The following is a 25,830-nucleotide window of genomic DNA, read 5'->3' as shown; positions in this document are numbered from 1 at the left end:
CCGGCCTTGTCCCCACCGGACGGGGCCTTGGTGATGCAGCCGTCCACCGAGATCTCGCTCAGCCCGAGGCCGATCATGCGGTCGTAGGCCTCGAGTGCAAGGGCATGGACCTTCTCGGATATCCCCGGTTCAGCCCACTGCTTGACGCGGCGCCGGATGGTCCGGTCGGAGCATCCGGCGCCAGCGATCCGTTCGTAGCCGGAGCCGTGGACCAGCGCGAGCACGATGTACTCGAAGACGGTCCGGTCTGGAACCCGTCGCCGGTGACAACCCAGCGGATGGCTCTCGGCGTATCCGTTCCGCACGGGCAGCAGAGCGGAAGTTGCTGAAGGCGACCAGCGTCCGCGTCGCGGAGGAGGATCTGGCCCTGATCGGTGTCTGCGACGGCCCATTCATCAGACCGTCTCTCCTACCGCTTTCCGCGCTGCCGCGCGCTTTTGCGCCCCTTCGAGCGCGGCCTGCCGTCGCCTGTCGACTTCCGCAGGCCTCTGGTGGCCGCACTCGATGAGGTTGCCCGCCCTGTCGACGACTTCCGCGTAGCAGTCACCGTTCTCGATCCAAACGGCGACGTTCTCGATCCCCGCCGACCGGTCGTTGTCATCCACCCAGACGGTTATGGAGAAGGCCAGCTCATCGCCGTTGCAGTCGGATCGAACCCGGAACGTCTCGTCCGGCCTGAGCCATCGATCCTCACCCAGTGGCTCAAGCCACATGACGAGCCAACCCTTGGAATCGTTGGACCCGGCCGCGGAGAACCCGCAGGTGCTCCGGCGGCGCCTGGTCGCCGTGATCCACACGCAGGCCGACGCCGACCACCCGGTCCCGGTCGCCGGCTACGTGTTCGACGGCGGCACGCTGACCGCGGAGCAGCAGGCCCGGATCCGGCTCGATCCGGCCGAGCACACCGAGTTCCGGTTCGAGACGGCCCACGACTGGCGCTCCCGGATGACCCTCGCCCACTACCAGCGGCTCCGGCAGGTGCTGCGCGCCCACCGGTCCGGTGTCCCGCTCTACCTGGAGCGCCCCGCCCCGGATGGCGACGACTTCGAGGGCGTCCTGGTCTTCGTCACCGACGGCGCGGGTCGACTGCTGATGCACCTGCGCGAAGACAGGCCGGGCATGGCCTGGCCCGGCTACTGGACTCCGATCGGCGGCTGGCGCGAGGCCGACGAGAGCACCCGGGAGAGCGCGGTGCGCGAGGTCCGCGAGGAGGCCGGCATCGAGATCACCGGGCTGCGGACCCTCCCCGGCCCGCACCACGACCTCGGCCTCCCGCTCACCCGCGTTCTGCACGCCGTCTGGGATGGCCCCGAGAGCGACCTGCAGCTCGGTGACGAGGGTCTGGCCGTGCGCATGGTCCCCTTCGACGAGGTGCTCGACCTCAAGGTCCCGCCCTACCTGCACCACTACCTGCCACTGCTCACCACGGCGGCCGACCGGACCAGCGGGAGCACCTCGTGACCCGACCCGACCACACCGGCCAACCGGCAGACACGGCGCACCACGGGCCCGGTCCGGACCCACCGACGCTCGTCGTCGGCGTCCACCTCCGCCTGACCGACCGCGGCACGGTGCTGCTCGGAGGCGCCGCAACACCAGCTACGCCGAAGGGCTGTGGCACCTGCCGACCGGGCACATGGAGCCGGGTGAACCGGTCACCCGGCTCCATGACGCGCGAGGTCGAGGAGGAACTGGGCATCCTCGTCGCCGAGGACGACCTCGCGCTCGTCCACACGCTGCACCACCTCGACGCCGACGATGGCCGCAGCCGCCTCCAGCTCTTCTTCCGCCCCGCCCGCCACGAGGGGGGCGTCTTCCCGCGCGGCGCTACGGGTTCCGCGGTCCGGTTGCGGCAGTGGGGAGGGTGGTGTCGCCGGGCGCGAAGCCGGTGGCAAGGACGGTGAGCCTGGCGAGCAGGGACTCGGCGAGCGGGTGGCCGCCGTCGGCGCGCAGCCAGCGGCTCAGGGCGGTGACGTAGCCGTCGAAGATCATGTCGGCGACGGTTCCCGGGTCGAGGTCGGGGCGGATCTCGCCGCGCTGCTGGCCGCGGGTGACGGCGGCGAGGAACGCGCGCGGCGTGGCGGCGCCCAGGGCGAAGGCGGAGTGCAGGACGCCGCTGTCGTGGAGTTCCTTGGACAGCGCGTAGTCCCGCTCGTTGAGTTCTGCGAGCGCGCGCAGTTCGCCGGCCAGGGCCTCGACGGCGGAGCGGCTGTCGGACGCGTCGGTCTCGTCCTGCCGGTCCAGCAGGTCGTGCCGCTGCTGGACCCAGGCGGTCACGAAGTCCTCCTTGCGGCGGAAGTGGTTGAACGCCGTCTGGCGTCCCACGTCGGCGCGCTCGGCGATGTGGTCGTACGTGGTGGTCGCGTACCCCTGGGTGGCGAACAGGGCCAGGGCCGCGGTCAGCAGCCGGTCCCGTGTCGCGTTGCGGCGCTGTCCGCGCCGGTCCTGCCGGTGCTGCCGAGCGGCCGGTTCCTGCGGCGTTGTCGATCTCACCCCGCGAGTGTACTTGAATCCAGATACACACTTGAGTACATATTGGTACTCAAGTACATCAAGCGAGGAGATCCAACGATGGCCGTCCCCTACGCGCTCGGTCTGCACGAGATCGCCGCAGACACCTATGCCTATCTGCAGCCCAACGGCTCCTGGGGCTTCAGCAACGCCGGACTGATCGTCTCCGGTGAGGAAGCGCTGCTCGTCGACACCCTGTTCACCGTGCCGCAGACCCGCGCCATGCTGGCCGCGATGACGCGGGCCCTGCCCGGGCTCACGATCGGCACCCTGGTCAACAGCCACGCCGACGGCGACCACTGGTGGGGAAACCAGCTGCTCCCCGACGCCGCGATCATCGCCACCGAGGCCGCCGCGGCCGCCATGCGAGGCGACCACCTCCACGAGTTGTTCGCCGCGCCGGGCGAGGTCCCGCTCCCGCGGGTCGCCGAGGAGATGCTGCGGACCTTCGACTTCGCCGGCATCACCCCGACGCTGCCGACCCGCACCTTCGGCGGCGAACTGGAGGTCGCGGTGGGCGGCCGCACCGTCCGGCTGGTCGAGGTCGGTCCGGCGCACACCTCCGGGGACCTGCTCGTCCATGTGCCGGACGCCGCCGTCCTGTTCGCCGGGGACATCCTGTTCGTCGGCGGCCACCCGGTGATCCACAGCGGCCCGGTGGAGAACTGGATCGCCGCCTGCGACCTCATCCTGGGGCTGGACGCCGAGGCGATCGTGCCCGGGCACGGCCCGGTCATCGGCAAGCCCGAGGTCCGTCTCTTCCGCGACTACCTGGAGCGCGTCCACGATCACGCCGTACGCGCGCACCGGGCGGGCACACCCGTGCTGCAGGCCGCCCGGGAGATGGACCTGGACGGCTTCGCCGACTGGGCCGATCCCGAACGCCTGGTGCTCAACATCGGCGCCGTCTACCGCGGGCTCAACGGCGACGGCACCCCTGGGGAGGTGGACTTGATGGGCTGCCTCGACCACTACGCCACGCCGCACCCGGGCGAGGCGGCCCCCCGGGTGACGCCTCGGCCCGCAGCCGAGATCGCCGCCCTGGCCGCGCGGCTGGAGGGCCCCGCCGCGCAGGTACTCGCGGGTGGCGCCGGTCCGCTGGCCGGCCGCCCGGTGCTCAACGTCCTGGCGACCATCGGCAACCATCCCGACCTGCTGGTCGCCCTGGCGCCCCTGCTGACCCAGCTCGCCCAGGGGCTGATCCCGCCCCGCGAACGGGAACTGGTCATCCTTCGGACCGCTCACCGAACCGGCTCGACGTATGAGTGGGAGCACCATGCCCGCCTCGCCACCGCCGTCGGGGTGACCGGGCCCGAGATCGACGGCGTCGCGGACGGACCGGACCACCCCGACTGGGACGAGGCCGACCGGGCGCTGCTGCGGGCCGTCGACGAACTGTGCACGGAGCACACGCTCTCCCCGGCCACCTGGCAGGCGCTGGCCGCGCGCCACTCCACGCCGCAACTGCTGGAACTGCTAGCGCTGGTCGGCACCTACACGCTGGTCGCCGGCATCGTCAACTCCTGCCAGGTCCACCTCGACGGATGGCTCACCGAGCCGCCGAGCGCGGCGTGACCGACGGCGGCACTGGCCGGCCCGCTGCGGCGGGGACCGGGGGCGCCGGCGGAGCGCCCTCGTAGGCATCGGCGATCCGGCGGTACGCCTCCGCACGGCCCGGCGCCGCCGCGAGGTCCGGCGCCTGCTCGTGGTCGGCGGGCAGGAGCCGGCCGGGCGCGTGGTCCGGCCGGGGCCGGGGCCGTCAGGTCTCGCGCTGCGGGTGGTACTCGGACTCGGGTATGCCGAAGGTCCAGGCGACTCCGGCGCGGGCGGTGCGGGTACTCGGCGGGACGCGCAGCCAGTAGGTGCGGAAGGTGCCGTCTGGCTCGGCGGTCGAGTTGACGACCTCGACCATGACCACCGGCTCGTCGTCGGGAAGGGAGATCCGCCAGAGCACCCCGGTCTCGTCGCGGTGGATCGGCTCGGCGCCGGAATCGGCCAGGTAGCGGTCGTAGCCGTAGTGCTCCAGCAGGACGCGGCGCAGCTCGGCGTTCTCCTCGGTGCGGATCCGCTCGACGGTGACATCGGCCAGCCCGGCCAGGAACTCGGCGGGCACGGGCATGCCGCGCCAGGCGTGCAGGGCGAAGCCGTCGGCGTACTCCAGGGCGGGCCCGTCCGCCCGGTCGAGCCGCCCGGCCTCGTCGCGGTGGAGCTCGACGGGCCGCTCGCTGACCAGCACGACGTCCTCGTACGGCCACCACCAACCGGCCTCGCGGGCCACCTCGGCGAGCGGCGCGACGGCCTCGGCGCTGCCCCCGGCCGCGTCGGAGGCGGACTCGAAGGCGGCGAACCAGGGCCCGTCGTGCTGGCCCCGGACGGCGTCGAGCAGGGCGAGCCGGACGGTGGTACGGCGGGCGCGGGCGGCGGCGGCCTCGTCGTCCGAGACCTCGTCGCGGTCGGCCTCGGGGGCGAGCCGGTCGAGCACCGCGTTGCGGATCCGGTCGGCGAACGGGGTGGTGACCGGGCCGAGTTCACCGCCGGTGAGCGCCCAGTGCGCCGCCCATCCGGCCGTTCCGACCTGCTCGACGGCCCGTCGTCGAGCCCGCTCCCAGGGCCGGGTGCGGACGGCCTCCCGGACGCTCACCGCGCCGCCGGCCCGCAGCTCCAGCGCCGCCTCGGCGGCCGCGAGCGGCGAGCCGAACCAGCGGACGGCCGCGGGCTCGGGCAACCCGGCCGTCCGGTAGGCGGCCCGCACCGCACGCTCGACCGCCGCCCGGTCGGCCGGCCCGGTGGCCGCCGCGGCGGCCCGCCACCGGGCCGTCACCTCGGCCGGCCCAGCCGCCGTCGCCGCCCCCGCCGGGCCGTCGGGAATCGTCGTCTCCATCGTCTGCTCCGTTCCCGGCCGGGCTCCCCGCCCGGCCGCCTGCTTCCGTTCCGTTCCGCGTTCCACGCCGCGCCCGCCTGCCCGCCTGCCGTCCCGCTGCCACCGCCCGACGCCCGGTCAGCCCGTGGGCCTGTCCGCAGATCGGCCCGCGCGCGTCGGGCCGGGTGCCGGTCCGCGACCGGGTGTCAGTCCGCGACCACCCGCACCGCGCCCGGGGTGTACTCGCGCTGGCGCACCACCCGGTACCAGCCCTTCGGCAGCGGTATCACCGCGTGCTCCTCGTGCACCACCCGGCCGCCCTCGGGCAGGTGCAGCCACCCCGCGCCAAAGGGACCGGCCTCCCGGCGCAGCTCGCCGGGGCCGACCACGGCGTGCGCGTGGCCGGTGACCTCCCCGAGGGCCAGCACCATCCGGCCCCGCCCGTCCCGGGGCTGCACGGCCAGCGCGGCCACCCGGGGCGGCACGGCGCCCTCCTCGACCGGCACGATCAGCACATCGCCCTGGCGGTACATCAGTCCTCCCTCGCCGTACGACCGGACCCGGCGGACGCCGTAATCCCGGGCTCCGCCACACCACCTGCGGTCACGCTCCGGAGCCACGACCAGAACGTAGGGCAAGGGTCTGACAACGCGCCCGGCCGACCACCCGGCCACCGGATTGTCGGACCCGGCTGGTAGACACGTGTTCGGCCCCGACCCCTGAGGAGCAGCGCATGACCGTCAACCAGCACATCGAGCAGTTCCACGGTCTCCCGGTCTTCGACTTCGTCCAGGCCATGGACGAAGCCGCCGGCGACGGCGACACGGCGGCCTCGCGGTTGCCGGAGCCCGCGGCCGCCGCTTGGCGGATCGGCCTGAACTACGAGTCCGAGGAGGCCTTCACCGAGCGCTGGCAGCAGTTCCTGGACACCGTCGAGACCGAGCACGTCACGGCCGTGGTGATCGGCCCGTGGTTCTCCGAGGAGCCGGAGGGGCTCGACGCCGCCCTGGCCGCGATCACCGGTGCGGCGGACCGGCTGCCCGCGCTGCGGGGGATCTTCCTCGGCGACGTCACCTACGAGGAGAGCGAGATCTCCTGGCTGGAGATGTGCGACGTCACCCCGCTGCTGACGACCTATCCCCGGCTGACCGAGCTGGTGGTGCGCGGCGGCAGCGGCCTGGAGCTGAAGCCGGTGCGCCACGAGGCGCTGCGCGCGCTGCGCTTCGAGGCGGGCGGCCTGCCGGCCTCGGTGGTGCGGGCGGTGGCCGGCTGCGACTTCCCCGCCCTGGAGCGGCTCGAACTCTGGCTCGGTGTCGACAACTACGGCGGCGACGCCACACTCGGCGATCTCGCGCCGTTCCTGGACGGCACGCGATTCCCCCTGGTGCGCCATCTGGGCCTGGAGAACAGCGAGTTCGAGGACGAGATCGCAGCCGCCGTGGCGCACGCGCCGGTGGTGGCCCGGCTGGAGTCGCTCAGCCTCGCCATGGGCGTGCTGACCGACCAGGGCGCCACCACCCTGCTGGAGGGCCAGCCGCTCACGCACCTGCGCGCCCTCGACCTGCACCACCACTACCTCACCCAGGAGATGCAGCAGCGCCTGCGGCAGGCCCTGCCGGGCGTCGAGATCGATCTCTCCGAGGCGGGCAAGCCCGACGACCAGTGGCGCTACGTCGCCGTGGCGGAGTAGCGGTCCTCGACCGCGTACGTCCACGACCGAGCCCCACCGACCCAGCCAATCCACCACACCCATCCCCCGGAGCCGACATGGCCGTCTCCCGCCACATCGACCGCTTCCACGACCTGCCGATCCATGACTTCACCCCCGACGACGGCACCCGCGCGGTGCCCGCCGTCGGCTCGGTCGCCTGGCGGCTCGCCCTGGAGTACGACGCGAAGCACGACTTCGCGCAGCTCTGGCAGAACTTCCTCGACACCGTCGACCCAGCCGGGGTGCGCGCCCTGGTGATCGGCCCCTGGTGGCACGACGGCTACGTCTCCGTGACCGCCGCCGTCGCCGCCATCACCGCCGACGCCGCGCGGCTGCCCGCCCTGGAGGCGGTATTCCTCGGTGACGTGACCTACGACGAGTGCGAGATCTCCTGGCTGGAGATGGACGACGTCACCCCGCTGCTGACTGCCTTCCCCGGGCTGACCGAACTGGCCGTGCGCGGCGGGATGGACCTGCACCTCAAGCCGGTGCGGCACGACCGGCTGGCCGCACTGCGGTTCGAGGCCGGCGGCCTGCCCGCCTCGGTGGTCCGGGCGGTGGCGGGCTCCGAGCTGCCGGCGCTGGAGCGTCTGACGCTCTGGCTCGGCGTGGACGAGTACGGCGGCGACGCCACGATCGACGACCTCGCGCCCTTCCTGGACGGCGCCCGCCTCCCGAGGCTGCGCCATCTCGGGCTGGCCAACAGCGCGTTCCAGGACGAGATCGCCTCCGCCGTCGCGCACGCGCCCGTGGTGGCCCGGTTGGAGACACTCGACCTGTCCATGGGCGTGCTCTCCGACGAGGGCGCCGCCGCCCTGCTGGAGGGCCAGCCGCTCACCCACCTGCGCGCCCTCGACCTGCACCACCACTACCTCAGCGAGGAGATGCAGAAGCGGCTGACCGAGGCCCTGCCCGGGGTCGAGCTCGACCTCGACGAGGCGGAGGACGCCGACGAGGACGACGAGGACCGCTATGTCGCGGTCGCCGAGTAGGCGGGTGACGACACGATGACACTGCGGCTGACCGTCCTCGGCAATCCGGGGCACCGGCGGGTGGCCCTGTTCGCCGCTGCCACCCGGGCCGCCGGGCTGCCCGAGCCCGCCGTCCTGCCCTGGCTGGACGTGCTGCGCGGCGACTACCGGCTGCCCGAGGGCGGTCTGCTGCGGATCGAGTCGCCCGGTGAGGAGCCGCGGGTCGACGAACTGCTGCGCGGGCCGGCGCTCGGCCCGTCCTACACGCCGACCCGGGTCGAGGGCACGGCCGCCTGGTACGCGGGGATGCTGGCCGCGCTGCGCGAGCTGGCCGGGCGCCCCGGCGTGCGGCTACTGGGCGATCCGGAGGAGATCGCCGTGATGTTCGACAAGCGGCGGGCGCACGCGCTGCTCGCCGCCGCCGGGGTGCCGGTGCCCTCGGCGCTGGGTGGCGAGGTCTCCGGCTGGGAGCACCTGCGCGGGCGGCTGGCCGAGGCCGGCCTGCGCCGGGTCTTCGTCAAGCCCGCGCACGGCTCCTCCGCCTCCGGGGTGATGGCCCTGGAGTTCGGGCCGCGCGGGCAGGTCCTGGCCACCACTTCGGTCGAGCTGGCCGACGGACTGCTGCACAACTCGCTGCGGGTCCGCCGCTACCGCAGCGAGCGGGAGGTCGCCGAGATCGTCGACCTGCTGGCGCCGGACGGGCTGCACGTCGAGCAGTGGATCCCGAAGGCCGCCCAGTCCGGCCGCTCGGCGGACCTGCGCGTGGTGGTGGTCAGCGGCCGGGCCACCCACGCGGTGGTGCGCACCAGCGCGCAACCGATGACCAACCTTCACCTCGGCGGTGCCCGGGGCAGCCTCGACCTGGCCCGGGAGGCCGCCGGGCCCGCGTGGCCGACCATGCTGGAGACGGCCGAACGCGCGGCGGCCTGCTTCCCCGGCTCGCCGATGGTCGGCGTCGACGTCCTGCCCACGGCCGGCTGGCGGCGCGCCCTGGTCGGCGAGGTCAACGCCTTCGGCGATCTGCTCCCCAACCTCACCGGCCTGCCCGGCGGCCCCGCCGAGGGCCTGGACACCTACGGCGCCCAGCTCGCCGCCCTCACCGGATACGCCGACGGCCGCACCGGAACACCCCGCCCCGCCCCGACGGACCACCAGATCACGGAACCCTCCCGATGGACCACCAGACCTTCCCCCACGCCCCGGCCCCCGAGACCCCGGCCCCTGACACCCCGGCCCCGACCGGATCGCCGGCCCCCGACATGAACACCGTCGTGGGCACGCACGACCTGTTGCTCGTCACGCTCGACACGCTCCGCTTCGACGTGGCCGAGGAGTTGGCCGCCGCCGGCCGGATCCCCCACCTCGCCGCCTTCCTCCCGGGCGGCCGGTGGGAGCGGCGGCACGCGCCCGGCAGCTTCACCTACGCCTCCCACCAGGCGATCCTGGCCGGGTTCCTCCCCACCCCGGCCTCCCCCGACGGCCCGCACCCGCGCCTGTTCGCGGCCCGCTTCGCCGGCTCCGAGAGCACCGCCCCGCGCACCTGGGTGTTCGACGCACCGGATCTGCCGACCGCCCTCGCGGCGGCCGGGTACCGGACGGTGTGCATCGGCGGCGTGGGATTCTTCAACAAGCAGGGCCCGCTCGGCTCGGTGCTGCCAGACCTGTTCCAGGAGAGCCACTGGGAGCCCGGGATGGGCGTGCCCTCCCCGACGTCCTTCGAGGAACAGGTCGCCCGGGCGGAGCGGGTCGCCGCCGAACAGCCCGCCGGGCAGCCGCTGTTCCTGTTCCTGAACGTCTCGGCGCTTCACCAGCCCAACTGGTTCCACCTGCCCGGCGCCACCCGTGAGCACGGCGACTCCCGGGCCAGCCACGCCGCCGCCCTGGAGTACGTGGACGCCCACATCGGCCGACTGTTCGCCGCGATGAGCGCCCGCCGCCCCTGCTTCGCCATCGTCTGCTCCGACCACGGCACGGCGTACGGCGAGGACGGCTACACCGGGCACCGGATCGGCCACGAGGTGGTCTGGACCGTCCCGTACGCCCACTTCACCATCCCGGCAGCCCTCCCGCCGACCGATCCCGTCACCGCTCCGTCCACCCCGGCCACCACCACCGAGGAGCGCGCATGACCACGGCACCCCCGCGCCCCGACTCGCCCTACCAGTCCTACGTCTACGCCTACCCGCACAAGACCGCCTACCGCCCGCTGCCCGAGCGCCCGCGGCTGCACGAGCTGTGGGCCGGCGAGGCGCAGCACGCGCTCTCGCTCTACCTGCACATCCCGTTCTGCGAGGTCCGCTGCGGCTTCTGCAACCTGTTCACCCGGATCGGCAGCCCCGAGGGCCTGACCACCGCCTACCTGGACGCCCTGGAGCGCCAGGCCACCGCCGTCCGCGCGGCGCTGGACGCGGGCGCCCGGTTCGCGCTGGCCGCGTTCGGCGGCGGCACGCCCACCTATCTGACCGCGGGCGAGTTGGAGCGGCTCTGCGACATCGCCGAGCGGCGGATGGGCGCCGACCTGCGGGCGATACCGCTCTCGGTGGAGGCCTCCCCCGCCACCTCGACCGCCGACCGGCTGGAGGTGCTGGCCGCCCGGGGCACCACCCGGCTGAGCCTGGGCGTGCAGTCCTTCGTCGATGCCGAGGCCCGCTCCGCCGTGCGCCCGCAGAAGCGGGCCGAGGTGGAGGCCGCCCTCGGCCGGATCCGCACCGCCGGGTTCCCGGTGCTCAACATCGACCTCATCTACGGCATCGACGGCCAGACCGAGGCCGGTTGGCTGCACTCGCTGGACGCCGCGCTCGCCTGGCAGCCCGAGGAGCTGTACCTCTACCCGCTGTACGTCCGCCCGCTCACCGGCCTGGCCCGGCGCGGCGGGCAGGAGAGCCGGGCCGCCTGGGACGCCCGCCGACTCGCGCTCTACCGCGCCGGGCGCGACCACCTGCTGGCACACGGCTACCAGCAGGTGTCGATGCGGATGTTCCGCCGCGCCGCCTCCCCGCAGGCCGGGGCGAGCGAGTACGCCTGCCAGACCGACGGCATGGTCGGCCTGGGCTGCGGCGCGCGCTCCTACACCTCGCGGCTGCACTACTCCTTCGACTACGCGGTGAACGCCACCGAGGTGCGCGGAATCATCGACGACTTCGTCTCCACCGAGGACTTCCGGCACGCCGAGGTGGGGCACCGGATGAGCGGTGAGGAACCACGCCGCCGGCACCTGGTGCAGTCCCTGTTGCAGGCCGAGGGCATGCCGCTGGCCGACTACCGCTCCCGCTTCGGCGGCACCCCGGCCGAGGACTTCCCGCTGGAGCTGGCCGAGTTCACCGCCCGCGGCTGGCTCGCCGACGACCGGGACCACCTGGTGCTCACCCCGGAGGGCCTGGCGCACTCGGACGCGGTCGGACCGATGTTGTTCTCGCCCGAGGTCCGGGCCCTGATGACGGCGTACGAGGCGAAATGACCTTCCTCGGCCTGCCGTCCGCCACCCCGCCCGCGCCGTCCGCGCCTGCTTCGCCGTCCTCCCCGCCCGCGCCGTCCGGCCGGCCCACCGGGACCGACCGGGGGCTCGACCTCACCCTGCTCTACCGCGGCCCGCTCTCCTCCTGCGACTACGACTGCCCCTACTGCCCGTTCGCCAAGCGCCGCGACACGCCCGACCAACTGCGCACGGACCGCGCGGCTTTGGAGCGCTTCACCGACTGGGCCGCCGGGCGGGCTGGCAGCGGCGACACCCTCTCCCTGCTGTTCACGCCCTGGGGCGAGGGCCTGGTGCGATCCTGGTACCAGCGGGCGCTGGTCGAGCTGAGCCGGCTCCCGCACGTGCGCCGGGTGGCGATCCAGACCAACCTCAGCTGCCGCACCGGCTGGCTCGCCGAGGCCGATCTCGACACCCTCGCGCTCTGGGTGACCTACCACCCCGGTCAGGTCACCCGGGAGCGTTTCCTCGCCAAGTGCCGGGAGCTGGACGGCCTGGGCGTGCGCTACAGCGTCGGCGTGGTCGGCCAGCCCGAGCACCTGGCCGAGGCCCGCCGGCTGCGCGCCGAACTCGCCGCGGGCGTCTACCTCTGGGTCAACGCCGCCGAGGGCCGTACCTACACCGAGGCCGAGGCCGCCGACTGGGCCGCCCTCGACCCGCACTTCGGCTACAGCCGGCACGCCCATCCGAGCGCCGACCGCCCCTGCCGCACCGGCGAGTCCGTGCTGTCCGTCGACGGCGACGGCACCGTCCGCCGCTGCCACTTCGTCCGGGACGTCCTCGGCAACCTCTACGACGGCTCGTACCGCGCCCAACTCCGGCCACGAGGATGCCCGTTGCCGGTCTGCGACTGCCACATCGGCTATGTCCACCTGGAGACCCTGCCGCTGTACGAGCTGTTCGGCTCCGGCGTCCTGGAACGTATATCGCACGACTGGCCGCGGCTCCGCTGAAACCCGGTTGCCGGACGCCCGACAGGAGTGAAGGCGTGGGAACGACCGTGCAGGACCTCCGTGTTCCCGGAAACGGGCTCGCCATGACGGGCGGTGTGAGACATGCACCGACCTGCTCACGGCCGTGGCCGTCGCCGGCCTGCGGGTCCGCTCCCGCCTGGACACCCGTCCCCGGCACCCGCACGCGACACTCCCCGACCCGACAGGAGCCGACGCCGCCCTCACCGACCACCCCGCATGACCGCCCAGCCGCACCCCGGCACCCCGGCACCCGCCCGTACCTAGTGGCTTGGCTCGCATCGTTGGCCGGGTAGCGGGGACCACATCGGCCGCAATAGCGTGGTGGGTCGGGACAACGCTGGTCCGGCGAGAGAGGCGACATGGCCAGGACGGATTTGCGGTTCGCCGCCTACTCTCCGAACCCGGCCGAGCGGCATGCTCCGGTGACCGCGGTGGTGGCGGAGGCAACCGGGGAGGACGTGCCGACGCTGGCCATGATGCAGGCTCGGGCGCGCGGTGGTTCGGCGGGCGAATGGGCAGACCGCATCCACCGGGCGCTTCACCGTGAGCGCAGCCTGGTGATCACCGCGAAGGTATCCGGTGCAGCCGTCGGGTACGCGAATGCGGCGTTTCTGCCCGAGCATGCTGTGGACGGTGCCCCAGCCGGCTACTACCTGACCGGTGTCACGGTGGACCCTGACTGGCGGCGTCGTGGCATGGCGACGCTGCTGACCCAGCGGCGGATGGAATGGGTCTGGGAAAGAGGCTCGGCAGTCTGGTGCTTCATTTCCGCCAGGAACCGCGCCTCGCTCGACCTGCACCGGAAACGCGGGTTCAACCAGGTGACGTTCGGTGTCTCCTTCCAGGGCATTGAGTTCACCGGTGGTGAGGGTTGGCTTCTGCGGGCGGGCCCGCCGCGACCGTGACGGGGCGGCTGCTGCCCCGCCCGCCCAGCACGAGCGGACGGGGCGGCAGCCCGAGCGGCCTCAGACCAACCGCACCAGGCTCGCCGCCCCCGGTGGCGAGGTGGGCCGGCCTCGCCTTGACTGGGTCGGACCATGGCCCGGCTGCGGGAGGACCGAGGGATGAGGTCGGTGCGGAAGGCCTCCGGCCGCTGGAGGGAGCGGCTGGCCCGGGGGCGCAGGCAGGTGGAGCGGATGCGGGCCGAGACCGAGCGGCGCTTCCCGGTGATCACCGAGCTGACGGCCCGGCTGCTCTCCCCCGGTCTGCTGGACGCCGCCACCCGGATGGCCTCCCAGGTGTTCCTGACCTCCGTGCCGCTGCTGTTCGCGGTGGGCGCGTTCGCCCCGGTCGGCGTGCGGGACCAACTGGTCGCCTCACTCCGCTCGCTCTTCGGCATCTCCGGCGCCACGGACCAGCAGTTGCACCAGTCGCTGTACGGCAACGGCGACCTGCGACAGACCACCGGGTTCATCGGCGTCCTGATGGCGCTGCTGTCGGCGACCAGTTGCAGCCGCGCGGTGGCCCGGGTCTGCGAGCGGGCGTGGCGGCTGCCGAAGGCCCGCACCCGGGTGGCGGCGTGGCGGTGGCTGCTGTGGGTCGTCTCCTGGCTGGCCGTGCTGCTCTTCCAGGGCCCGCTGCGGGACGGCTTCGGCACCGGCTTCTGGCTCGGCCTGCCGCTCACCTTCGCCGCATCGCTCGTCGTCTGGTGGTGGACCACCCACCTGCTGCTCAGCGCCCGGGTCGGCTGGCTGCCGCTGCTGCCCGGTGCGCTGCTGACCGCCGCAGCGGCCACCGCGATGTCGCTGACCGCCCGTGTCTACATGCCGGGCGCGCTGAACCGCGCGCTGGCCCAGTACGGTTCGCTGGGCCCGGTGCTGATGATGCTGTCCTGGCTGATCGCGCTCTGCGCCGCCGTCACCTTCTCCGTCACGGCCGGGGCGGTGCTGGCCCAGGAACCGCCGCTGAACGCCTACCTGGGAGCGCCCGCCAAAGACTCGCCCGCGCCGAGTACGACCACCCCGGGCACGACCACCCCCGGAACGACCACCCCCGACGATCCGAGCACCCGCTGACCCGTCACCGCCGACGGAGCCGCCGACGGAGCCGCCGACGGACGCGCCGGCCCGTGGCGACCGGGTCCCAGGAGCCGGGGCGGCTCCGGGTCAGCGGGTAGCAGGCCAGGCCGATCAGCACGGCGCTGAAGTGGCCGATACTGGTGTAGTCCCGGCTCTGCGCGACGCCCAGGCCGTAGAAGAGCAGCACACCGGCGACGTACGCGTACCGCCACGGCCGCACGATCAGGTAGGTCAGCACGGCGATCACTCCGGCAAGCGCGTAGCTGACGCCGTAGTCGAGGGTGTAGACGGCCTTCGGCGGGGCGATGCCGCGGTGGATCGCCCAGCCGAGGACGCCCTCGCTGAGGTAGGTGGCGCCGACGTGCGCGGCCATCGCGACCGAGATCCAGCGCAGGGTCCCGAGCCAGCGTTCGGCGGGCACGTGGAAGAGGTTGTAGAGCACGAAGTAGCTCAGCCAACCGCCGCCCGCGATCCACAGCGCGCTGGTGACCAGCACGCGCGCCGGTGATACCTGCAGGTGGTGCAGGTTGGTCGAGCGCCGTTCCAGGATCCGGTCGGCGGTCGCGGTGTCGACGTGGTGGATCACCTGCGTGGTGGCGAGCAGGATCGCCAGCCACACGTAGGTGCCCGGCGCGTGGCGGACGCAGGCCCAGACGGCCAGGACGAGGCGCGCCCACCAGGGGCGCCGGTCCGTTCCGGTCGCGTTGGTGATGCCACCGGTCATCGGCGCCTCCTCGTCGTTCCCTTCACCCTCACCCGGGGCGTCCCCCGGCGCGTCGACGCGCTGCGCCCTTCGAGTGATCGCGGGCTCACGGGCCGGGCAGCGGCAGTTCGGGCCGGTCGGTGGCGATCGCGTGGGCGACGGCGTCGCCGAGGTCGACGTCGAGGTCGAGGTCGAGGTCGTCCTCGGCGAAGGGCGCTGGCAACCTGCTGCGGCTCGACGGCCAGGCCCGTTGCCGCGATCGGGCGAACTCGCGGGCCGCCTATACTCCCTCTGCCGACAGCAGGGGGAAGGGCGGAACGCGTGGACACGATCCTCAGTGTGGACCTACCGGTCGTGCTCGGCGTGGCACTGGTGGTGCGGCTGGTGAGCCTGCCACTGCTGCGGCGCTATCACCGGGACGTCCGGCAGCGGGCGTCGGCGGCCCGGGAGGGCGGCGGTGGCCCGAAGGGCCTGGCGTCGCTGTTCGGCGAACTCGCGGTGGGGCTCGCCTGCGGCGGCGGGCTGATGGCTCTGCTGACCTTCGTGAACATCGTGGGCGCCCGCGTCCTGCGGTTGCCGATCGACCCGGCCAACTCCCGGTATCTGGCCCTCGACATGCACCTGAGCCGCGGCGTCGCGCAGACCTACTACCTCGTAGCGGTGATCGCGGTCCTGGTGCTCTGGCTCCTGCTCTGGTTCCTGACCCAGCACCGCCTGCTGCGGGCCGGCATGCCGCCCGAGGTGTGGTCGTCCGGCTCGACCCGGCTCCGGCTGGCCGGCGGGTTCGTCCTGCGCGCGGTGCTCGGCGCGCTCGTGCTGCCGGTCGGACTGATCCTGGCCGCCCTGGTGTTCCAGATCGTCGCGACCGTGGTCAGCGGGCGTCACCGTCCCGTCGTCCCGGCCACACCGCCGGCCCCACCCGCGTTCACCCCCGTGTTCACGCCCGCGCAGCCCACCCCGTACACGCCGACTGCCGCGTACCAGCAGCAGCCCCCGGCGTACGTCCCGACGCAGGCCGGCCCGGTGCCCGCCGCGCCGCTGCGCACCGGGCCGGTCGCGCCGCTCGCCGCCGCCGGCGCGATCCCGCACCATCCGCTGCACCCGGGCGAACCGCGCACCATCGGCGGCTACCAGCTGCTCGGCCGGATCGGCTCCGGCGGGATGGGCACCGTGTACCTGGCCCGGCGCGAGGGTGCGGCGACACAGGTGGCGCTGAAGACCATCAACCTCGAACTCCTGGACAACGTCGAGCTGTTGCGCCGCTTCGAGCGCGAGGCGGAGGTGCTGGCCATGGTGCCCGGCGCCTACACCGCCCGGGTACTCGACGGCGGCGTGGACGGCGGTCGGCCGTACCTGGCGATGGAACTGCTGGACGGCCGTCCGCTGGACGCGTATCTGCGCGAGCAGGGGCCGGTCCGCTCCCCCGAGGCGCTGCGGGCCCTCGCGCTGGCGCTGGCCGTCGCGCTGTCGGGGGTGCACCGGCTGGGGCTGATCCACCGGGACCTCAAACCGGCCAACATCATGCTGACCACCGCGGGCCCACGGCTGCTCGACTTCGGCATCGCGGCGCTGGTGGACGGCACCCGGCTCACCATGACCGGCGGCGGTCCCGGCACCCTGACCTACATGGCGCCGGAGCAGTTCGGCGAGGACCGGGTCGGGACGGCCGCGGACGTCTGGGCGTGGGCGTGCTGCGTGGTCTGTGCCGCGCACGGCGCCAGCCCCTTCGCGGCGACCAGTACGGGCGCGGTGATCCGGCGGATCGTGGACACCGGCCCCGAGCCCGCCGCGCTGGCGGCGGTGCACGCCCTGGACCCGGCGCTGGCCGCCGTCGTGGTCCGCGCGCTGAGCGCCGACCCGGCCGGACGCCCGGCGGACGGTGCGGCGCTGCTGGAGTTGCTGACGACCCGTCCGGCACCGGGCGTCCCGGCACCGGACCCGGGCGCCGTCCGTGAGGAGATCACCCGCGGCTGGCGTACGCTGGCGATCTGACCGCCCGGGGCGGGCCGCCGGGGGCGACCGGGCGGCACCACCGGGAACTGCACAGCGAGGGCGACAGGCACGATGAGGGAGCGCGGCGCAGCGACCGCATCTGCGGGTATCGACGTCGGCACCACCGCCCGGCACCCGGCGCTGCGCGTGGCGGCCCGGCTGCGGCTCACCACGGTGTACGTACTGCTGCTGACCGCGACGGCCTGCTGGCTGGCCGGCCAGGGCCACGCCGCGCGGGCCCGTTTCGTCCGGCACAACAGCAGCAACGTCCACCACATGGAGGTCGGCAAGTGGTGGACGATGTTCACCAGCGGGTTGGTGGTCGACGGGGTGCCCGCCTGGGCGGGCATCGCGGCGGTGGCCGTGGTACTGGGCCTGGCCGAGTGGCGTTGGGGGCCGGCCCGGGCCGGCGCGGTCTTCGTCTTCGGGCACCTGGGAGCCACTCTGCTCACCGAGGGCGCCATGTGGGTGATGCTCACCGTCCGGATCCCGGGGGCGCTGTCCCGGGCGCGTGACGTCGGGATCAGTTACGGGCTGGTCGCCACCGCCGGCTGCCTGCTGGCCCTGGGCCCGGCCCCGCTGCGCCGGTTCGGCCTACCCGCGCTCGCGGTGGGACTGGCCCTGGCCTGGGCGCTGGACCAGCAACTGGCCGACGCCGGACACCTGGTGGCGCTCGGCCTCGGCGTGCTGGCCTCCCGGACGGCCTGGCTGCGCGCCCGTGCCCGCACCCCGGGCCCGCGCTCCGCCGTGCGCTGACGGCCGCGCGCCGGCCGTCCTGCGCTGCCGGCCCGGCACCCCTTCTCCTCCGGTCTCGCCGGGGTCTTGCCATCCTTTCCACGCCGAGTAATGCTGATTACATGATTACAACCTCGCCCGAAGAGCTCCGGGGGTGGTTCACCGGCCGCCTCCCCGCCGACCTGTTCACCGAAATCGTCGACATCACCGCGGACCGCGAGGAGATCACCGTCGTCGGCCGCATTCCCGAACCGGCCCTCGACGGGGCGGCCCCGGACGCCGAGCGCGAAGCGGCGTTCGAGGGCCGGATCGCCGAGTTCCGCGACCGGACCAGGGACGCCCGGATCGCCGTCGCCCGCGAGGCCGAGCGCCGATACGGCCGCAAGGTCTCCTGGGGCGCCGAGTGCGGCGACCTGCGGGGCATGTTCACCACGGTCTCCGCCCCCGTCATGACCCGGCTGCGCCAGCCCGAACGGCAGGTGCTCGACACACTGGTGGAGGCGGGCGTCGCCCGTAGCCGCAGCGAGGCGCTCGCCTGGTGCGTCCGGCTGGTGCAGCGCCACTCCGACTCCTGGCTCACCGAACTGCGCGAGTCGCTGGAGAACGTCCGCCGCCTGCGCGCCCAGGGGCCGGACGCCGACAGCGCCTCCTGACGACCCCACCGCCCGGCCGGGCCCCACCCCAGCACACTCCCGGGGTGGGGCCCGGCCGTCGCACGTTCCCCACGCCGGGCCGCCCCCCTTCCGCACCGGGGCCCGCGGCGGCGTCCAGCTCCTCGGCCCGGCCGGCCCGACCGGCCCGACCGACCCGACCGACCCGACCGACACGACCGACACGACCGACCGACCGACCGACCGGGCCACCCAACACCCTGGCCAAGCAGGCCAACACCCTGTCCAAGCACGCCACTTGACGGCGCCTACGGTCGATCGACCGCGGCGGGAGGCGGCGACACCGGCAGCCGCCCCCACCGACACGATCGTATGCTCTTGCGGTACTCTGCAAATCTATGCCAGAGTGCGGGCATCGGATACGCCGAATCCCCTCACACGTCGCTAAGTCAGGAGCCCGCGCCGCCGCGCGGGTCAAGGGTGCATGCATGTCGAAGGTCTTGAGCAAGCTGCCGGTCGGTGAACGGATCGGCATCGCATTCTCCGGTGGATTGGACACCTCCGTCGCCGTCGCGTGGATGCGCGAGCACGGCGCGGTCCCGTACGCCTACACGGCCGACATCGGCCAGTACGACGAGCCGAACCTCGCCGACGTCCCGGCCCGCGGCCGCGCCTACGGTGCCGAGCAGGCCCGCCTGGTCGACTGCCGGGCGGCACTGGTCGAGGAGGGCCTGGCCGCCCTCGCCTGCGGCGCCTTCCACATCCGCTCCGCCGGGCAGACGTACTTCAACACCACCCCGCTCGGCCGCGCCGTGACCGGCACCCTGCTGGTCCGCGCGATGCACGAGGACGAGGTGTCCATCTGGGGCGACGGCTCCACCTACAAGGGCAACGACATCGAGCGGTTCTACCGCTACGGCCTGCTCGCCAACCCCAGCCTGCGCATCTACAAGCCGTGGCTGGACCAGGCGTTCGTCGCCGAGCTCGGCGGCCGCAAGGAGATGTCCGCCTGGCTGTCCGAGCGCGACCTGCCGTACCGCGACTCCGCCGAGAAGGCCTACTCCACCGACGCCAACATCTGGGGCGCCACCCACGAGGCCAAGCGGCTGGAGTACCTGGACACCTCGATGGAGATCGTCAGCCCGATCATGGGCGTGGCCTTCTGGGACCCGGCCGTCGAGATCCGGACCGAGGACGTGACGATCGAGTTCGAGTTCGGTCGTCCGGTGCGCATCAACGGCCGGGAGTTCGCCGACGCGGTCGAGCTGGTGCACGAGGCCAACCGGATCGGCGGGCGCCACGGCCTGGGCATGTCGGACCAGATCGAGAACCGCATCATCGAGGCCAAGAGCCGCGGCATCTACGAGGCGCCCGGCATGGCGCTGCTGCACACCGCCTACGAGCGACTGATCAACGCGATCCACAACGAGGACACCGTCGCGACCTACCACACCCAGGGCCGCCGGCTCGGCCGGCTGCTCTACGAGGGCCGCTGGTTCGACCCGCAGGCGCTGATGCTCCGCGACAGCCTGCAGCGCTGGGTCGGCCAGCCGGTCACCGGCAGCGTCACGCTGCGGCTGCGGCGCGGCCAGGACTACTCCGTGCTGGACACCCAGGGCCCGAACCTCAGCTACCACCCCGAGAAGCTGTCCATGGAGCGCAGCGTCGACGCCGCGTTCGTGCCGAACGACCGCATCGGCCAGCTGACCATGCGCAACCTCGACATCGCCGACTCCCGCAGCAAGCTGGAGCACTACGCGGTGCACGGCCAGCTGGCGCCGTGGAGCGGCCTGATCGGCGAGCTGGCCCCGGGCGGGGCGGCGCCGATCGCGGCTGCCAGCCTCAGCGCCGAGGCGGTCGCGGCGGAGTCCACCGCGCTCGACAACGCGGCGATCGAGTCGGGCAACGACTGATCCGATGCCGTGACCACGCCGGAGGGCCGCCGCACCACACCGGTGCGGCGGCCCTCCGGTGTTCCCGGGTTACAGGGGTCGTTCCCGGGTTACAGGGGCCGTTCCCGGGTCGCAGGGGTCGTTTCCAGGTCGCAGGAGCCGTTCCCGGGTCGCAGGGGTGCGGCCGCCTCACCCGCATGGCGGCGTCGACCGCGCGGGGCGGGCCCGGCCGTCGCTGAATGGGGAGGGCGTGCGTTCAGCGGAGCGCGCCACGCCGGGCGGCACCTTCTCCGGACACGCGAGGGCCGCCGCGAGGAGGCGGGAGCGGGGATGGGCGAGGCGGTCGGTCCGATGCTGGCGTCGGCGGTGGGTATCGCGATCAGCCCGCTCACGCTGGTCGCCGTGATCCTGATCCTGGCCACACCGCGCGGCCGGGCCAACGGGCTCGCCTTCGCCTGCGGCTGGGTGGTCGGTCTGGCGGCGGTGGTGGCGGTCGTGGTGGCGGCGGGCAGCGCGCCGGGTGCGGGCGACGGCTGGCCGGACTGGTCATCCTGGCTCAAGCTCGCGCTCGGTGTCCTGCTGGTGCTGATGGCCGGGAGGCAGTGGCGCGACCGGCCGCGCGAGGGGCACGTCACCGCGCCTCCGCCGTGGATGCGGACGGTGGACCGCTTCACCCCGGGCAGGTCCGCCGCTCTGGCGGTGGTGCTGGCCGTGGCCGACCCGAAGAACCTGGTACTGGCCGTCGGCGGCGCGGCCTCCATCGCCACCAGTACGGCCGGCGACGGGGGCAAGGCGGTGGCCGCCGCGCTGATGGTGCTGGTCGGCTCGCTGTGCACGCTGGTGCCGCTCGGGGTCCACCTGCTCGGCGGGGGCCGCTCGGCGCGGGTCCTCGGGGAGTGGAAGGCCTGGATGGCCACGCACAATGCGGCGATCACGGCCACGGTGCTGGCCGTACTCGGGGCCGAGTACCTCGGCGACGCCATCACCGGGCTCACCGGAGCCTGAGCCCGACCCTGAGCCCGAACCCGACCCTGAGTCTGAGTCCGCGCAGCTCCACCGACGGACGGCCACCGCTCCCGACCGCCCCGCTCATCGGATGCGCACCACCCCTCTCCCCCGCACCGACCGCACGCCCAGCCGCCCGCCGTCCGCCCCCGGCCGGACCGCCAGCACGTCCCTGAGCGTCATCAGGATCTCGCCGTCGTAGCACTCCAGCTCCCGCGCCAGCTGCGCGGCGCCGCCCGGCCCGGCGTCCGGGGCCAGCGCGGGCAGGCGGCCGGGGGCGCTGAGGTCCTGGGCCTGGGCGGCCCAGCGCGCCGCGTCCCGGGCCTCGCCCTCGGCCGTGTAGTGGACGGCCAGGCAGTGCACGGCCAGTTGGTCGCCGTACTGGGCCGCGATCCGCCACCAGAAGACGCCGTCGGCGGTCCGGCCCATGCCGTAGAGCAGGCAGCCGAGGGTCCGGAAGGCCGTCTTCTCGGCGAGTTCGAGGTCCAGGGCCAGTTCCCCCGGTTCCACCGCGCCCGCCACGGTGGCGCACAAGTGCCGCAGGTCGCGCCGGAGTTCGGACCGGCCGCCGACCCACGGGGACTCGCCGAAGGCGTGCGGCGGACGCGCGGTGGCAGGCGGGCGGGCCGGCCGTTCGCGGGTGGCAGGAGCCGGCCGGCGGGCCGCGGCGAGCCGCTCGGCCAGCCGACGGGTGAAGGCCGCCGGGTCGTGGTCGCGGAACTCGCGCTCCAGCAGGGCGGCGTCCGCCCGCAGCAGTTCGGTGACCTTCACGGCGTCTGCCCGTCATCCGGCTGTTCCAGCAGGTACTCCAGGTGGCGCCGCCCGAGGCTGTAGTAGGTGCGGGCGGTGGTGTGCGCGATGCCGAGGGTGCGGCCGATGTCCGGGTAGGACAGGCCCGCCTGGCGCAGCCGGACGACGTCGGCCTGGACCGGTGCGGCGCGCGCGAGCTCCTCCATGGCCCAGTCCAGGGCGTCGAGTTCGGCGAGCTGGTCCAGTTCGTCCTGGCTGGTGTCGGGGCGGCGCTGCGCGAGGACGCGCTGCCGTTTGCGTTCGGCGCGGCGGCGCTCGCGCAGGAGGTCCACCACCGCGTCCTTGACGATCTTGAACGCGAAGGCCTGCGGGTCGGCGCTGGCCAGGGCGCGGCGCCAGTTCTTGTAGAGCGTGGCACCCGCGTTCTGGACGGCGTCCTGCGCGTCCTCGCGGTGTCGCAGACGCTGCTGGGCGTACCGGAGGTAGCCGGGGTTCTCGCGAGTGAAGAAGGCCTCGAAGTCGGCCGGCAGGTCGCCGAGCGGGTCCGCCCGCAGGCCCCGCTTCTCGCCCGGCCCGGGGGTGTTCAGCACACGCGCCCCCCTTTCGTGGGTCAGCTGGCCGGCCCACCGGGTGGCACGCCGACGGCCCCTGGGGGCTCGTGGTGTAACCGTCCGGGCGGCGCGGGTTGTTGACCGGATCGGGCGGACAATTGGCGACCGCTTCCGTTCAGTTTCGAACAGCGGCGCTGACCTGCCGGTTCGACCACGGCGGACGTCCGGAATCCAGCGGCACGTGACCCACATCACAGGTCGCGGACCGCCGACTTGACAAGGCCGGCGCCACCACGGCGCCGCCGGAAAGCCGCTACGGCACCGCCGTGACACCACTACGGCGCCGGCTCCACCACCGCCGAGTCCAGCGCGACGGTCACCCGCTCCAGCAGCGTGCGCAGCGCGGCCAGGTCCTCCACCGGCAGCCCGGTCGCGGTGAGCAGCCGGCGTGGCACCTGTCCGGCCCGCTCGCGCAGCGCCGAGCCTTCGGCGGTGAGGCTGACGGTGACCGACCGTTCGTCCTCCGGGCTGCGCTCGCGCCGCACCAGCCCGGCCGCCTCCAGCCGCTTGAGCAGCGGGGAGAGCGTGCCGGAGTCCAGTCGCAGGCGCTCGCCGATCCGTTTGACGGGCAGGTCGCCGTCCTCCCAGAGCACGAGCAGGACGAGGTACTGGGGATAGGTGAGTCCGAGGTCACGGAGCAGCACCCGGTAGACGCCACCGAAGGCTCGGGAGGCCGCGTTCAGCGAGAAGCAGATCTGCTGGTCGAGGCGGAGCAGTTCCTCGTCCGCCATGCCGGGAAGCGTGGTCATGGCCCCATGGTACCGATCGCGTTCACGCCACTTAGTTGTGCGCAATTGAATTGCGTGCTCTACTTGTCTCCGGAGGCGGCCGGGCGGCCGCCGCAGGACACGAAGGGAACGGATCATGGACGCGCTCTACACCGCAGCCGCCACCGCCAACGGCCGGGAGGGCCGCACCGTCAGCTCCGACGGGCAGCTGGACCTCGCGCTCGCGATGCCGCCCGCGCTCGGCGGCAACGGCCAGGGCACCAACCCCGAGCAGCTGTTCGCGGCCGGCTACGCGGCCTGCTTCGCCAGCGCCCTCGGCCTGGTCGGCCGCCAGGCCCGGGTCGACACCGGCGAGATCTCGGTCACCGCCGAGGTGTCCATCGGCAAGGACGGCGCCGGCTTCGGCCTCGCCGTCGTGCTGCGCGTCGAGCTGCCCGAGGCGCTCGCGGGCGAGACCGGCGAGCAGCTGGTCAAGCAGGCCCACGAGGTCTGCCCGTACTCCCGCGCCACCCGCGGCAACATCCCGGTCGAGCTGGTCGTCGAATAAGCCGGACAAGCCGAACACGTCGAACGGGTCGAGCAGTTCTCGGGCCGGACAGGCCCTGGCTGTTCCGACCCGCGACCGGGGCCCGCCGCACACCACCCGTGCGGCGGGCCCGCCGCCACCCCGGGTCAGCCCTCACCCGGCCCGTTCACCGAGCGGAGCGTGTCGAGCCTGTGCCGGTACTCCTCCGCGTCGATCTCGCCGCGCGCGAACCGCTCCGCGAGCAGTTGCTCGGGCGCCGGCCCGGCCACCGGCCCCGGCGGCCCGCCCGCGCCGGACCACGCCGCACCCGGAGTCGCCGGACCGTGCGGAACCGCCCGCGATGAGCGCGACACGTACCGGAACAGGGCGATGACGACGAGCACCAGCAGCGCCAGGAGCAGCAGCGCCCCGATCGCCATCACCCCGATGCCCCAGCCGCTCAGGGCGTGGCCGTGTCCGTGCCAGTACCTCATCAGGACCTCCTGCTCCGGCCCCGCAGCCGGGGCCCGCCGAGGCGATCGGCGCTTCACCACCATCGTGCGCCGCCACCGGGCCGAAGCGCTCTGAAGGAAGCCTGAGAAAACGTTCCGGCGCTCCGCGACCGGCCCGCCGGGGTAGCGTCTTCGTCCATGAACCAGCACCCGCGGGCCGACGACCGCTCGCCCGAGCAGCTCGTCGCGGCCGGGGTGCTACGGCGCCACGAGGACCGCCGCCCCCACCCGGCGCTCGGCCACTCCCCGATCGGCTACGTCTCCACCGCGCTCTGGGCCGAGCTCACCGCCCTCGCCATCGCGCCGCCCGCGGCCGACACCACCGCCACCGCCCTGCTGCACGCGATCGCCGACCGCGCCGTGGACGCCGCCCTGGCCCCCGGCAACGAGCGCGCCCCGCGCGACGACCTGTACGTGACCCACCCCGCGCACATCGGCGCGCGCCGCCGGACCGTCTGGTTCCAGCGCTCGGGCCCGCGCGGCCCGATCACCGCCGGCTTCGCCCCGTGAGGCGGGCGCTCAGCGCTCGACCTGAAGGCTGTGGCAGACCCAGCTGAGCCGGTCCGGCCCGCCCAGCGGCGGCCGGTCGTGGTACGTCCCGTCCGAGACCGACAGGTTGACGATCAGGTACGCGTGCCAGCCGGGGCCGACTCCGTGCAGGTCCGCGAAGACCAGCTCGTCCTCGACGTACCAGTCCACCGAGTTGGCGCCGAGCACCACCCGCAGACCAAAGGTCGCCCCCGGCGCGATCCCCGCGTCGGCGCCGTGCCAGTACCGGAACCCTCCCCGGACGTGGTTGGAGATCTCCAGCAGGTCCGGGTGGTCGGGGTGGTACTCGAAGGCGTCGACCTCGTTGCCGCCGTCCCGCCAGGTCCAGATCGCCGGCCAGGCACCCAGCTCGACGGGCAGCGTGATCCGTGCCGACAGCTCGTCCCCGGTGCGGACCTGGAAGCCGTCCGGACTGCCCTCGGTGGTGAGCAGGCTGCAGGTCCAGAGCCCGCCGACGGGTCGGCGGGTGGCGCTGAACACGCCGCCCGGGCAGTAGGCGCGGCCGAGGTAGTCGAGTTTGTGGTCGCTCCGGTTGGTCGGCCCCATCCGGGGATAGGCGCTGCTGCGCCCGGCGACCCACTGCCTGGTCGAAGTGAAGTCCGCGTCGAACACGACTGCCACGGCCGCCTCCCCAATGCTCCGGCGCCTCGACAGTCCGACCCGCCAGGCACACAGAGTGATTTACCCGATACGGTCCGCAGTATGCGAAGCGGTCCATCC

At 73.7% G+C, this 25,830-nt stretch carries 28 protein-coding genes and 1 pseudogene; 17 read left to right on the top strand and 12 right to left on the bottom strand.

Annotated elements, in window-relative coordinates; genetic code table 11:
- A pseudogene (locus ACIO5E_RS11845) lies at positions 1-314 on the bottom strand (IS5/IS1182 family transposase); the annotation flags it as partial.
- A gap of 81 nt (positions 315-395) precedes the next feature.
- Positions 396-713 (bottom strand): hypothetical protein, encoded by a 318-nt coding sequence (locus tag ACIO5E_RS11840; RefSeq protein ID WP_400666232.1) that lies wholly within the window; start codon positions 711-713, stop codon positions 396-398.
- A gap of 13 nt (positions 714-726) precedes the next feature.
- Between ACIO5E_RS11840 and ACIO5E_RS11835 the strand changes: the two genes are divergently transcribed.
- Positions 727-1,461, top strand: a complete 735-nt coding sequence (locus tag ACIO5E_RS11835) for an NUDIX domain-containing protein (protein ID WP_400666230.1) — start codon at positions 727-729, stop codon at positions 1,459-1,461.
- 194 nt (positions 1,462-1,655) lie between these two features.
- Here ACIO5E_RS11835 and ACIO5E_RS11830 read toward each other — a convergent pair whose 3' ends face one another.
- Together ACIO5E_RS11830 and ACIO5E_RS11825 are read right to left on the bottom strand one after the other, a co-directional pair.
- Positions 1,656-1,802 (bottom strand): hypothetical protein, encoded by a 147-nt coding sequence (locus ACIO5E_RS11830; RefSeq protein ID WP_400666228.1) that lies wholly within the window; start codon positions 1,800-1,802, stop codon positions 1,656-1,658.
- Positions 1,803-1,827: 25 nt separating this feature from the next.
- Positions 1,828-2,493 carry a TetR/AcrR family transcriptional regulator gene (locus tag ACIO5E_RS11825; RefSeq protein ID WP_400666227.1) on the bottom strand — a complete coding sequence of 222 codons (666 nt, stop codon included), beginning with the start codon at positions 2,491-2,493 and terminating at the stop codon, positions 1,828-1,830.
- A gap of 78 nt (positions 2,494-2,571) precedes the next feature.
- Between ACIO5E_RS11825 and ACIO5E_RS11820 the strand changes: the two genes are divergently transcribed.
- Complete coding sequence (locus tag ACIO5E_RS11820) at positions 2,572-4,086, top strand: MBL fold metallo-hydrolase (RefSeq protein ID WP_400666225.1); 1,515 nt, start codon at positions 2,572-2,574, stop codon at positions 4,084-4,086.
- 184 nt (positions 4,087-4,270) lie between these two features.
- Here ACIO5E_RS11820 and ACIO5E_RS11815 read toward each other — a convergent pair whose 3' ends face one another.
- Positions 4,271-5,392 carry a DUF6745 domain-containing protein gene (locus ACIO5E_RS11815; protein ID WP_400666223.1) on the bottom strand — a complete coding sequence of 374 codons (1,122 nt, stop codon included), beginning with the start codon at positions 5,390-5,392 and terminating at the stop codon, positions 4,271-4,273.
- A 185-nt stretch (positions 5,393-5,577) separates the two neighbouring features.
- Positions 5,578-5,904, bottom strand: coding sequence for a hypothetical protein (locus ACIO5E_RS11810; RefSeq protein WP_400666221.1), 327 nt, complete (start codon positions 5,902-5,904; stop codon positions 5,578-5,580).
- Positions 5,905-6,104: 200 nt separating this feature from the next.
- On the opposite strand from ACIO5E_RS11810, the gene ACIO5E_RS11805 reads away from it, so the two are divergent.
- The 8 genes from ACIO5E_RS11805 (at position 6,105) to ACIO5E_RS11770 (ending at position 14,514) form a co-directional block, all read left to right on the top strand.
- The gene (locus ACIO5E_RS11805) at positions 6,105-7,061 is read left to right on the top strand and encodes an STM4015 family protein (RefSeq protein ID WP_400666219.1); all 957 of its coding nucleotides are present in this window, start codon (positions 6,105-6,107) and stop codon (positions 7,059-7,061) included.
- A gap of 77 nt (positions 7,062-7,138) precedes the next feature.
- Entirely contained in the window at positions 7,139-8,074 is a 936-nt protein-coding gene (locus ACIO5E_RS11800; protein WP_400666217.1) for an STM4015 family protein, read from the top strand.
- A gap of 15 nt (positions 8,075-8,089) precedes the next feature.
- Positions 8,090-9,316, top strand: coding sequence for an STM4014 family protein (locus ACIO5E_RS11795; protein ID WP_400666215.1), 1,227 nt, complete (start codon positions 8,090-8,092; stop codon positions 9,314-9,316).
- Positions 9,313-10,182, top strand: coding sequence for an STM4013/SEN3800 family hydrolase (locus tag ACIO5E_RS11790; RefSeq protein WP_400666213.1), 870 nt, complete (start codon positions 9,313-9,315; stop codon positions 10,180-10,182). Before ACIO5E_RS11795 ends, ACIO5E_RS11790 begins: the two co-directional genes overlap by 4 nt.
- Positions 10,179-11,510, top strand: coding sequence for an STM4012 family radical SAM protein (locus tag ACIO5E_RS11785; RefSeq protein WP_400666211.1), 1,332 nt, complete (start codon positions 10,179-10,181; stop codon positions 11,508-11,510). Before ACIO5E_RS11790 ends, ACIO5E_RS11785 begins: the two co-directional genes overlap by 4 nt.
- A complete protein-coding gene (locus ACIO5E_RS11780; RefSeq protein WP_400666209.1) occupies positions 11,507-12,478 on the top strand; it encodes an STM4011 family radical SAM protein in 972 nt (323 codons plus the stop codon). The genes ACIO5E_RS11785 and ACIO5E_RS11780 overlap by 4 nt, the downstream gene beginning before the upstream one ends.
- Positions 12,479-12,858: 380 nt before the next feature.
- On the top strand, positions 12,859-13,404 hold the full coding sequence (locus tag ACIO5E_RS11775) for a GNAT family N-acetyltransferase (protein ID WP_400666207.1): 546 nt from the start codon (positions 12,859-12,861) through the stop codon (positions 13,402-13,404).
- Between the two features lie 159 nt (positions 13,405-13,563).
- Positions 13,564-14,514 carry a YhjD/YihY/BrkB family envelope integrity protein gene (locus ACIO5E_RS11770; RefSeq protein ID WP_400666206.1) on the top strand — a complete coding sequence of 317 codons (951 nt, stop codon included), beginning with the start codon at positions 13,564-13,566 and terminating at the stop codon, positions 14,512-14,514.
- 4 nt (positions 14,515-14,518) lie between these two features.
- Here the strand turns inward: ACIO5E_RS11770 and ACIO5E_RS11765 are convergent, their stop codons facing one another.
- Positions 14,519-15,241, bottom strand: a complete 723-nt coding sequence (locus ACIO5E_RS11765) for a rhomboid-like protein (RefSeq protein WP_400666204.1) — start codon at positions 15,239-15,241, stop codon at positions 14,519-14,521.
- A 318-nt stretch (positions 15,242-15,559) separates the two neighbouring features.
- Here ACIO5E_RS11765 and ACIO5E_RS11760 point away from each other — a divergent pair, with 318 nt between their 5' ends.
- The 5 genes from ACIO5E_RS11760 (at position 15,560) to ACIO5E_RS11740 (ending at position 21,455) form a co-directional block, all read left to right on the top strand.
- A complete protein-coding gene (locus ACIO5E_RS11760; protein WP_400666202.1) occupies positions 15,560-17,212 on the top strand; it encodes a protein kinase in 1,653 nt (550 codons plus the stop codon).
- Between the two features lie 72 nt (positions 17,213-17,284).
- On the top strand, positions 17,285-17,968 hold the full coding sequence (locus ACIO5E_RS11755) for a rhomboid-like protein (protein ID WP_400666200.1): 684 nt from the start codon (positions 17,285-17,287) through the stop codon (positions 17,966-17,968).
- A gap of 101 nt (positions 17,969-18,069) precedes the next feature.
- A complete protein-coding gene (locus ACIO5E_RS11750) occupies positions 18,070-18,600 on the top strand; it encodes a hypothetical protein (protein WP_400666198.1) in 531 nt (176 codons plus the stop codon).
- Between the two features lie 446 nt (positions 18,601-19,046).
- Positions 19,047-20,471, top strand: a complete 1,425-nt coding sequence (gene argG / locus ACIO5E_RS11745) for an argininosuccinate synthase (protein WP_280680568.1) — start codon at positions 19,047-19,049, stop codon at positions 20,469-20,471.
- A gap of 309 nt (positions 20,472-20,780) precedes the next feature.
- Positions 20,781-21,455, top strand: a complete 675-nt coding sequence (locus ACIO5E_RS11740; RefSeq protein ID WP_400666195.1) for a GAP family protein — start codon at positions 20,781-20,783, stop codon at positions 21,453-21,455.
- Between the two features lie 84 nt (positions 21,456-21,539).
- Here the strand turns inward: ACIO5E_RS11740 and ACIO5E_RS11735 are convergent, their stop codons facing one another.
- The 3 genes from ACIO5E_RS11735 to ACIO5E_RS11725 all read right to left on the bottom strand — a co-directional run bounded on the left by ACIO5E_RS11735 (position 21,540) and on the right by ACIO5E_RS11725 (position 23,565).
- Positions 21,540-22,226 carry a hypothetical protein gene (locus tag ACIO5E_RS11735; RefSeq protein WP_400666193.1) on the bottom strand — a complete coding sequence of 229 codons (687 nt, stop codon included), beginning with the start codon at positions 22,224-22,226 and terminating at the stop codon, positions 21,540-21,542.
- Positions 22,223-22,795 (bottom strand): RNA polymerase sigma factor, encoded by a 573-nt coding sequence (locus ACIO5E_RS11730; RefSeq protein WP_400666191.1) that lies wholly within the window; start codon positions 22,793-22,795, stop codon positions 22,223-22,225. Before ACIO5E_RS11730 ends, ACIO5E_RS11735 begins: the two co-directional genes overlap by 4 nt.
- 296 nt (positions 22,796-23,091) lie before the next feature.
- A complete protein-coding gene (locus ACIO5E_RS11725; protein WP_280680572.1) occupies positions 23,092-23,565 on the bottom strand; it encodes a MarR family transcriptional regulator in 474 nt (157 codons plus the stop codon).
- Between the two features lie 115 nt (positions 23,566-23,680).
- Here ACIO5E_RS11725 and ACIO5E_RS11720 point away from each other — a divergent pair, with 115 nt between their 5' ends.
- Positions 23,681-24,091: an organic hydroperoxide resistance protein gene (locus ACIO5E_RS11720; RefSeq protein ID WP_280680573.1), complete on the top strand. Its 411-nt coding sequence runs from the start codon at positions 23,681-23,683 to the stop codon at positions 24,089-24,091.
- Between the two features lie 125 nt (positions 24,092-24,216).
- Here the strand turns inward: ACIO5E_RS11720 and ACIO5E_RS11715 are convergent, their stop codons facing one another.
- Positions 24,217-24,543, bottom strand: a complete 327-nt coding sequence (locus ACIO5E_RS11715; RefSeq protein WP_400666189.1) for an SHOCT domain-containing protein — start codon at positions 24,541-24,543, stop codon at positions 24,217-24,219.
- Positions 24,544-24,699: 156 nt separating this feature from the next.
- On the opposite strand from ACIO5E_RS11715, the gene ACIO5E_RS11710 reads away from it, so the two are divergent.
- The gene (locus ACIO5E_RS11710; RefSeq protein WP_400666187.1) at positions 24,700-25,071 is read left to right on the top strand and encodes a hypothetical protein; all 372 of its coding nucleotides are present in this window, start codon (positions 24,700-24,702) and stop codon (positions 25,069-25,071) included.
- A 9-nt stretch (positions 25,072-25,080) separates the two neighbouring features.
- On the opposite strand, the gene ACIO5E_RS11705 is transcribed toward ACIO5E_RS11710, so the two are convergent.
- Entirely contained in the window at positions 25,081-25,731 is a 651-nt protein-coding gene (locus tag ACIO5E_RS11705) for a beta-glucanase (protein WP_400666185.1), read from the bottom strand.
- Between the last annotated feature and the right edge of the window lie 99 nt (positions 25,732-25,830).

This window comes from Kitasatospora sp. NPDC087314 (genome assembly GCF_044744365.1).
In the GTDB taxonomy this organism is placed as follows: domain Bacteria; phylum Actinomycetota; class Actinomycetes; order Streptomycetales; family Streptomycetaceae; genus Kitasatospora.
This window is presented reverse-complemented; position numbering and strand designations above follow the sequence as displayed.

Bases quoted from the DNA above. Each gene is read 5' to 3' on its own strand.
- ACIO5E_RS11840 (WP_400666232.1), bottom strand. From the start codon at position 713: ATGTGGCTTGAGCCACTGGGTGAGGATCGATGGCTCAGGCCGGACGAG.
- ACIO5E_RS11805 (WP_400666219.1), top strand. From the start codon at position 6,105: ATGACCGTCAACCAGCACATCGAGCAGTTCCACGGTCTCCCGGTCTTC.
- ACIO5E_RS11810 (WP_400666221.1), bottom strand. From the start codon at position 5,904: ATGTACCGCCAGGGCGATGTGCTGATCGTGCCGGTCGAGGAGGGCGCC.
- ACIO5E_RS11740 (WP_400666195.1), top strand. From the start codon at position 20,781: ATGGGCGAGGCGGTCGGTCCGATGCTGGCGTCGGCGGTGGGTATCGCG.
- ACIO5E_RS11815 (WP_400666223.1), bottom strand. From the start codon at position 5,392: ATGGAGACGACGATTCCCGACGGCCCGGCGGGGGCGGCGACGGCGGCT.
- ACIO5E_RS11725 (WP_280680572.1), bottom strand. From the start codon at position 23,565: ATGACCACGCTTCCCGGCATGGCGGACGAGGAACTGCTCCGCCTCGAC.
- ACIO5E_RS11770 (WP_400666206.1), top strand. From the start codon at position 13,564: ATGAGGTCGGTGCGGAAGGCCTCCGGCCGCTGGAGGGAGCGGCTGGCC.
- ACIO5E_RS11765 (WP_400666204.1), bottom strand. From the start codon at position 15,241: ATGACCGGTGGCATCACCAACGCGACCGGAACGGACCGGCGCCCCTGG.
- ACIO5E_RS11795 (WP_400666215.1), top strand. From the start codon at position 8,090: ATGACACTGCGGCTGACCGTCCTCGGCAATCCGGGGCACCGGCGGGTG.
- ACIO5E_RS11715 (WP_400666189.1), bottom strand. From the start codon at position 24,543: ATGAGGTACTGGCACGGACACGGCCACGCCCTGAGCGGCTGGGGCATC.
- ACIO5E_RS11800 (WP_400666217.1), top strand. From the start codon at position 7,139: ATGGCCGTCTCCCGCCACATCGACCGCTTCCACGACCTGCCGATCCAT.
- ACIO5E_RS11820 (WP_400666225.1), top strand. From the start codon at position 2,572: ATGGCCGTCCCCTACGCGCTCGGTCTGCACGAGATCGCCGCAGACACC.
- ACIO5E_RS11755 (WP_400666200.1), top strand. From the start codon at position 17,285: ATGAGGGAGCGCGGCGCAGCGACCGCATCTGCGGGTATCGACGTCGGC.
- ACIO5E_RS11780 (WP_400666209.1), top strand. From the start codon at position 11,507: ATGACCTTCCTCGGCCTGCCGTCCGCCACCCCGCCCGCGCCGTCCGCG.
- ACIO5E_RS11710 (WP_400666187.1), top strand. From the start codon at position 24,700: ATGAACCAGCACCCGCGGGCCGACGACCGCTCGCCCGAGCAGCTCGTC.
- ACIO5E_RS11785 (WP_400666211.1), top strand. From the start codon at position 10,179: ATGACCACGGCACCCCCGCGCCCCGACTCGCCCTACCAGTCCTACGTC.
- argG (WP_280680568.1), top strand. From the start codon at position 19,047: ATGTCGAAGGTCTTGAGCAAGCTGCCGGTCGGTGAACGGATCGGCATC.
- ACIO5E_RS11720 (WP_280680573.1), top strand. From the start codon at position 23,681: ATGGACGCGCTCTACACCGCAGCCGCCACCGCCAACGGCCGGGAGGGC.
- ACIO5E_RS11775 (WP_400666207.1), top strand. From the start codon at position 12,859: ATGGCCAGGACGGATTTGCGGTTCGCCGCCTACTCTCCGAACCCGGCC.
- ACIO5E_RS11790 (WP_400666213.1), top strand. From the start codon at position 9,313: ATGAACACCGTCGTGGGCACGCACGACCTGTTGCTCGTCACGCTCGAC.
- ACIO5E_RS11750 (WP_400666198.1), top strand. From the start codon at position 18,070: ATGATTACAACCTCGCCCGAAGAGCTCCGGGGGTGGTTCACCGGCCGC.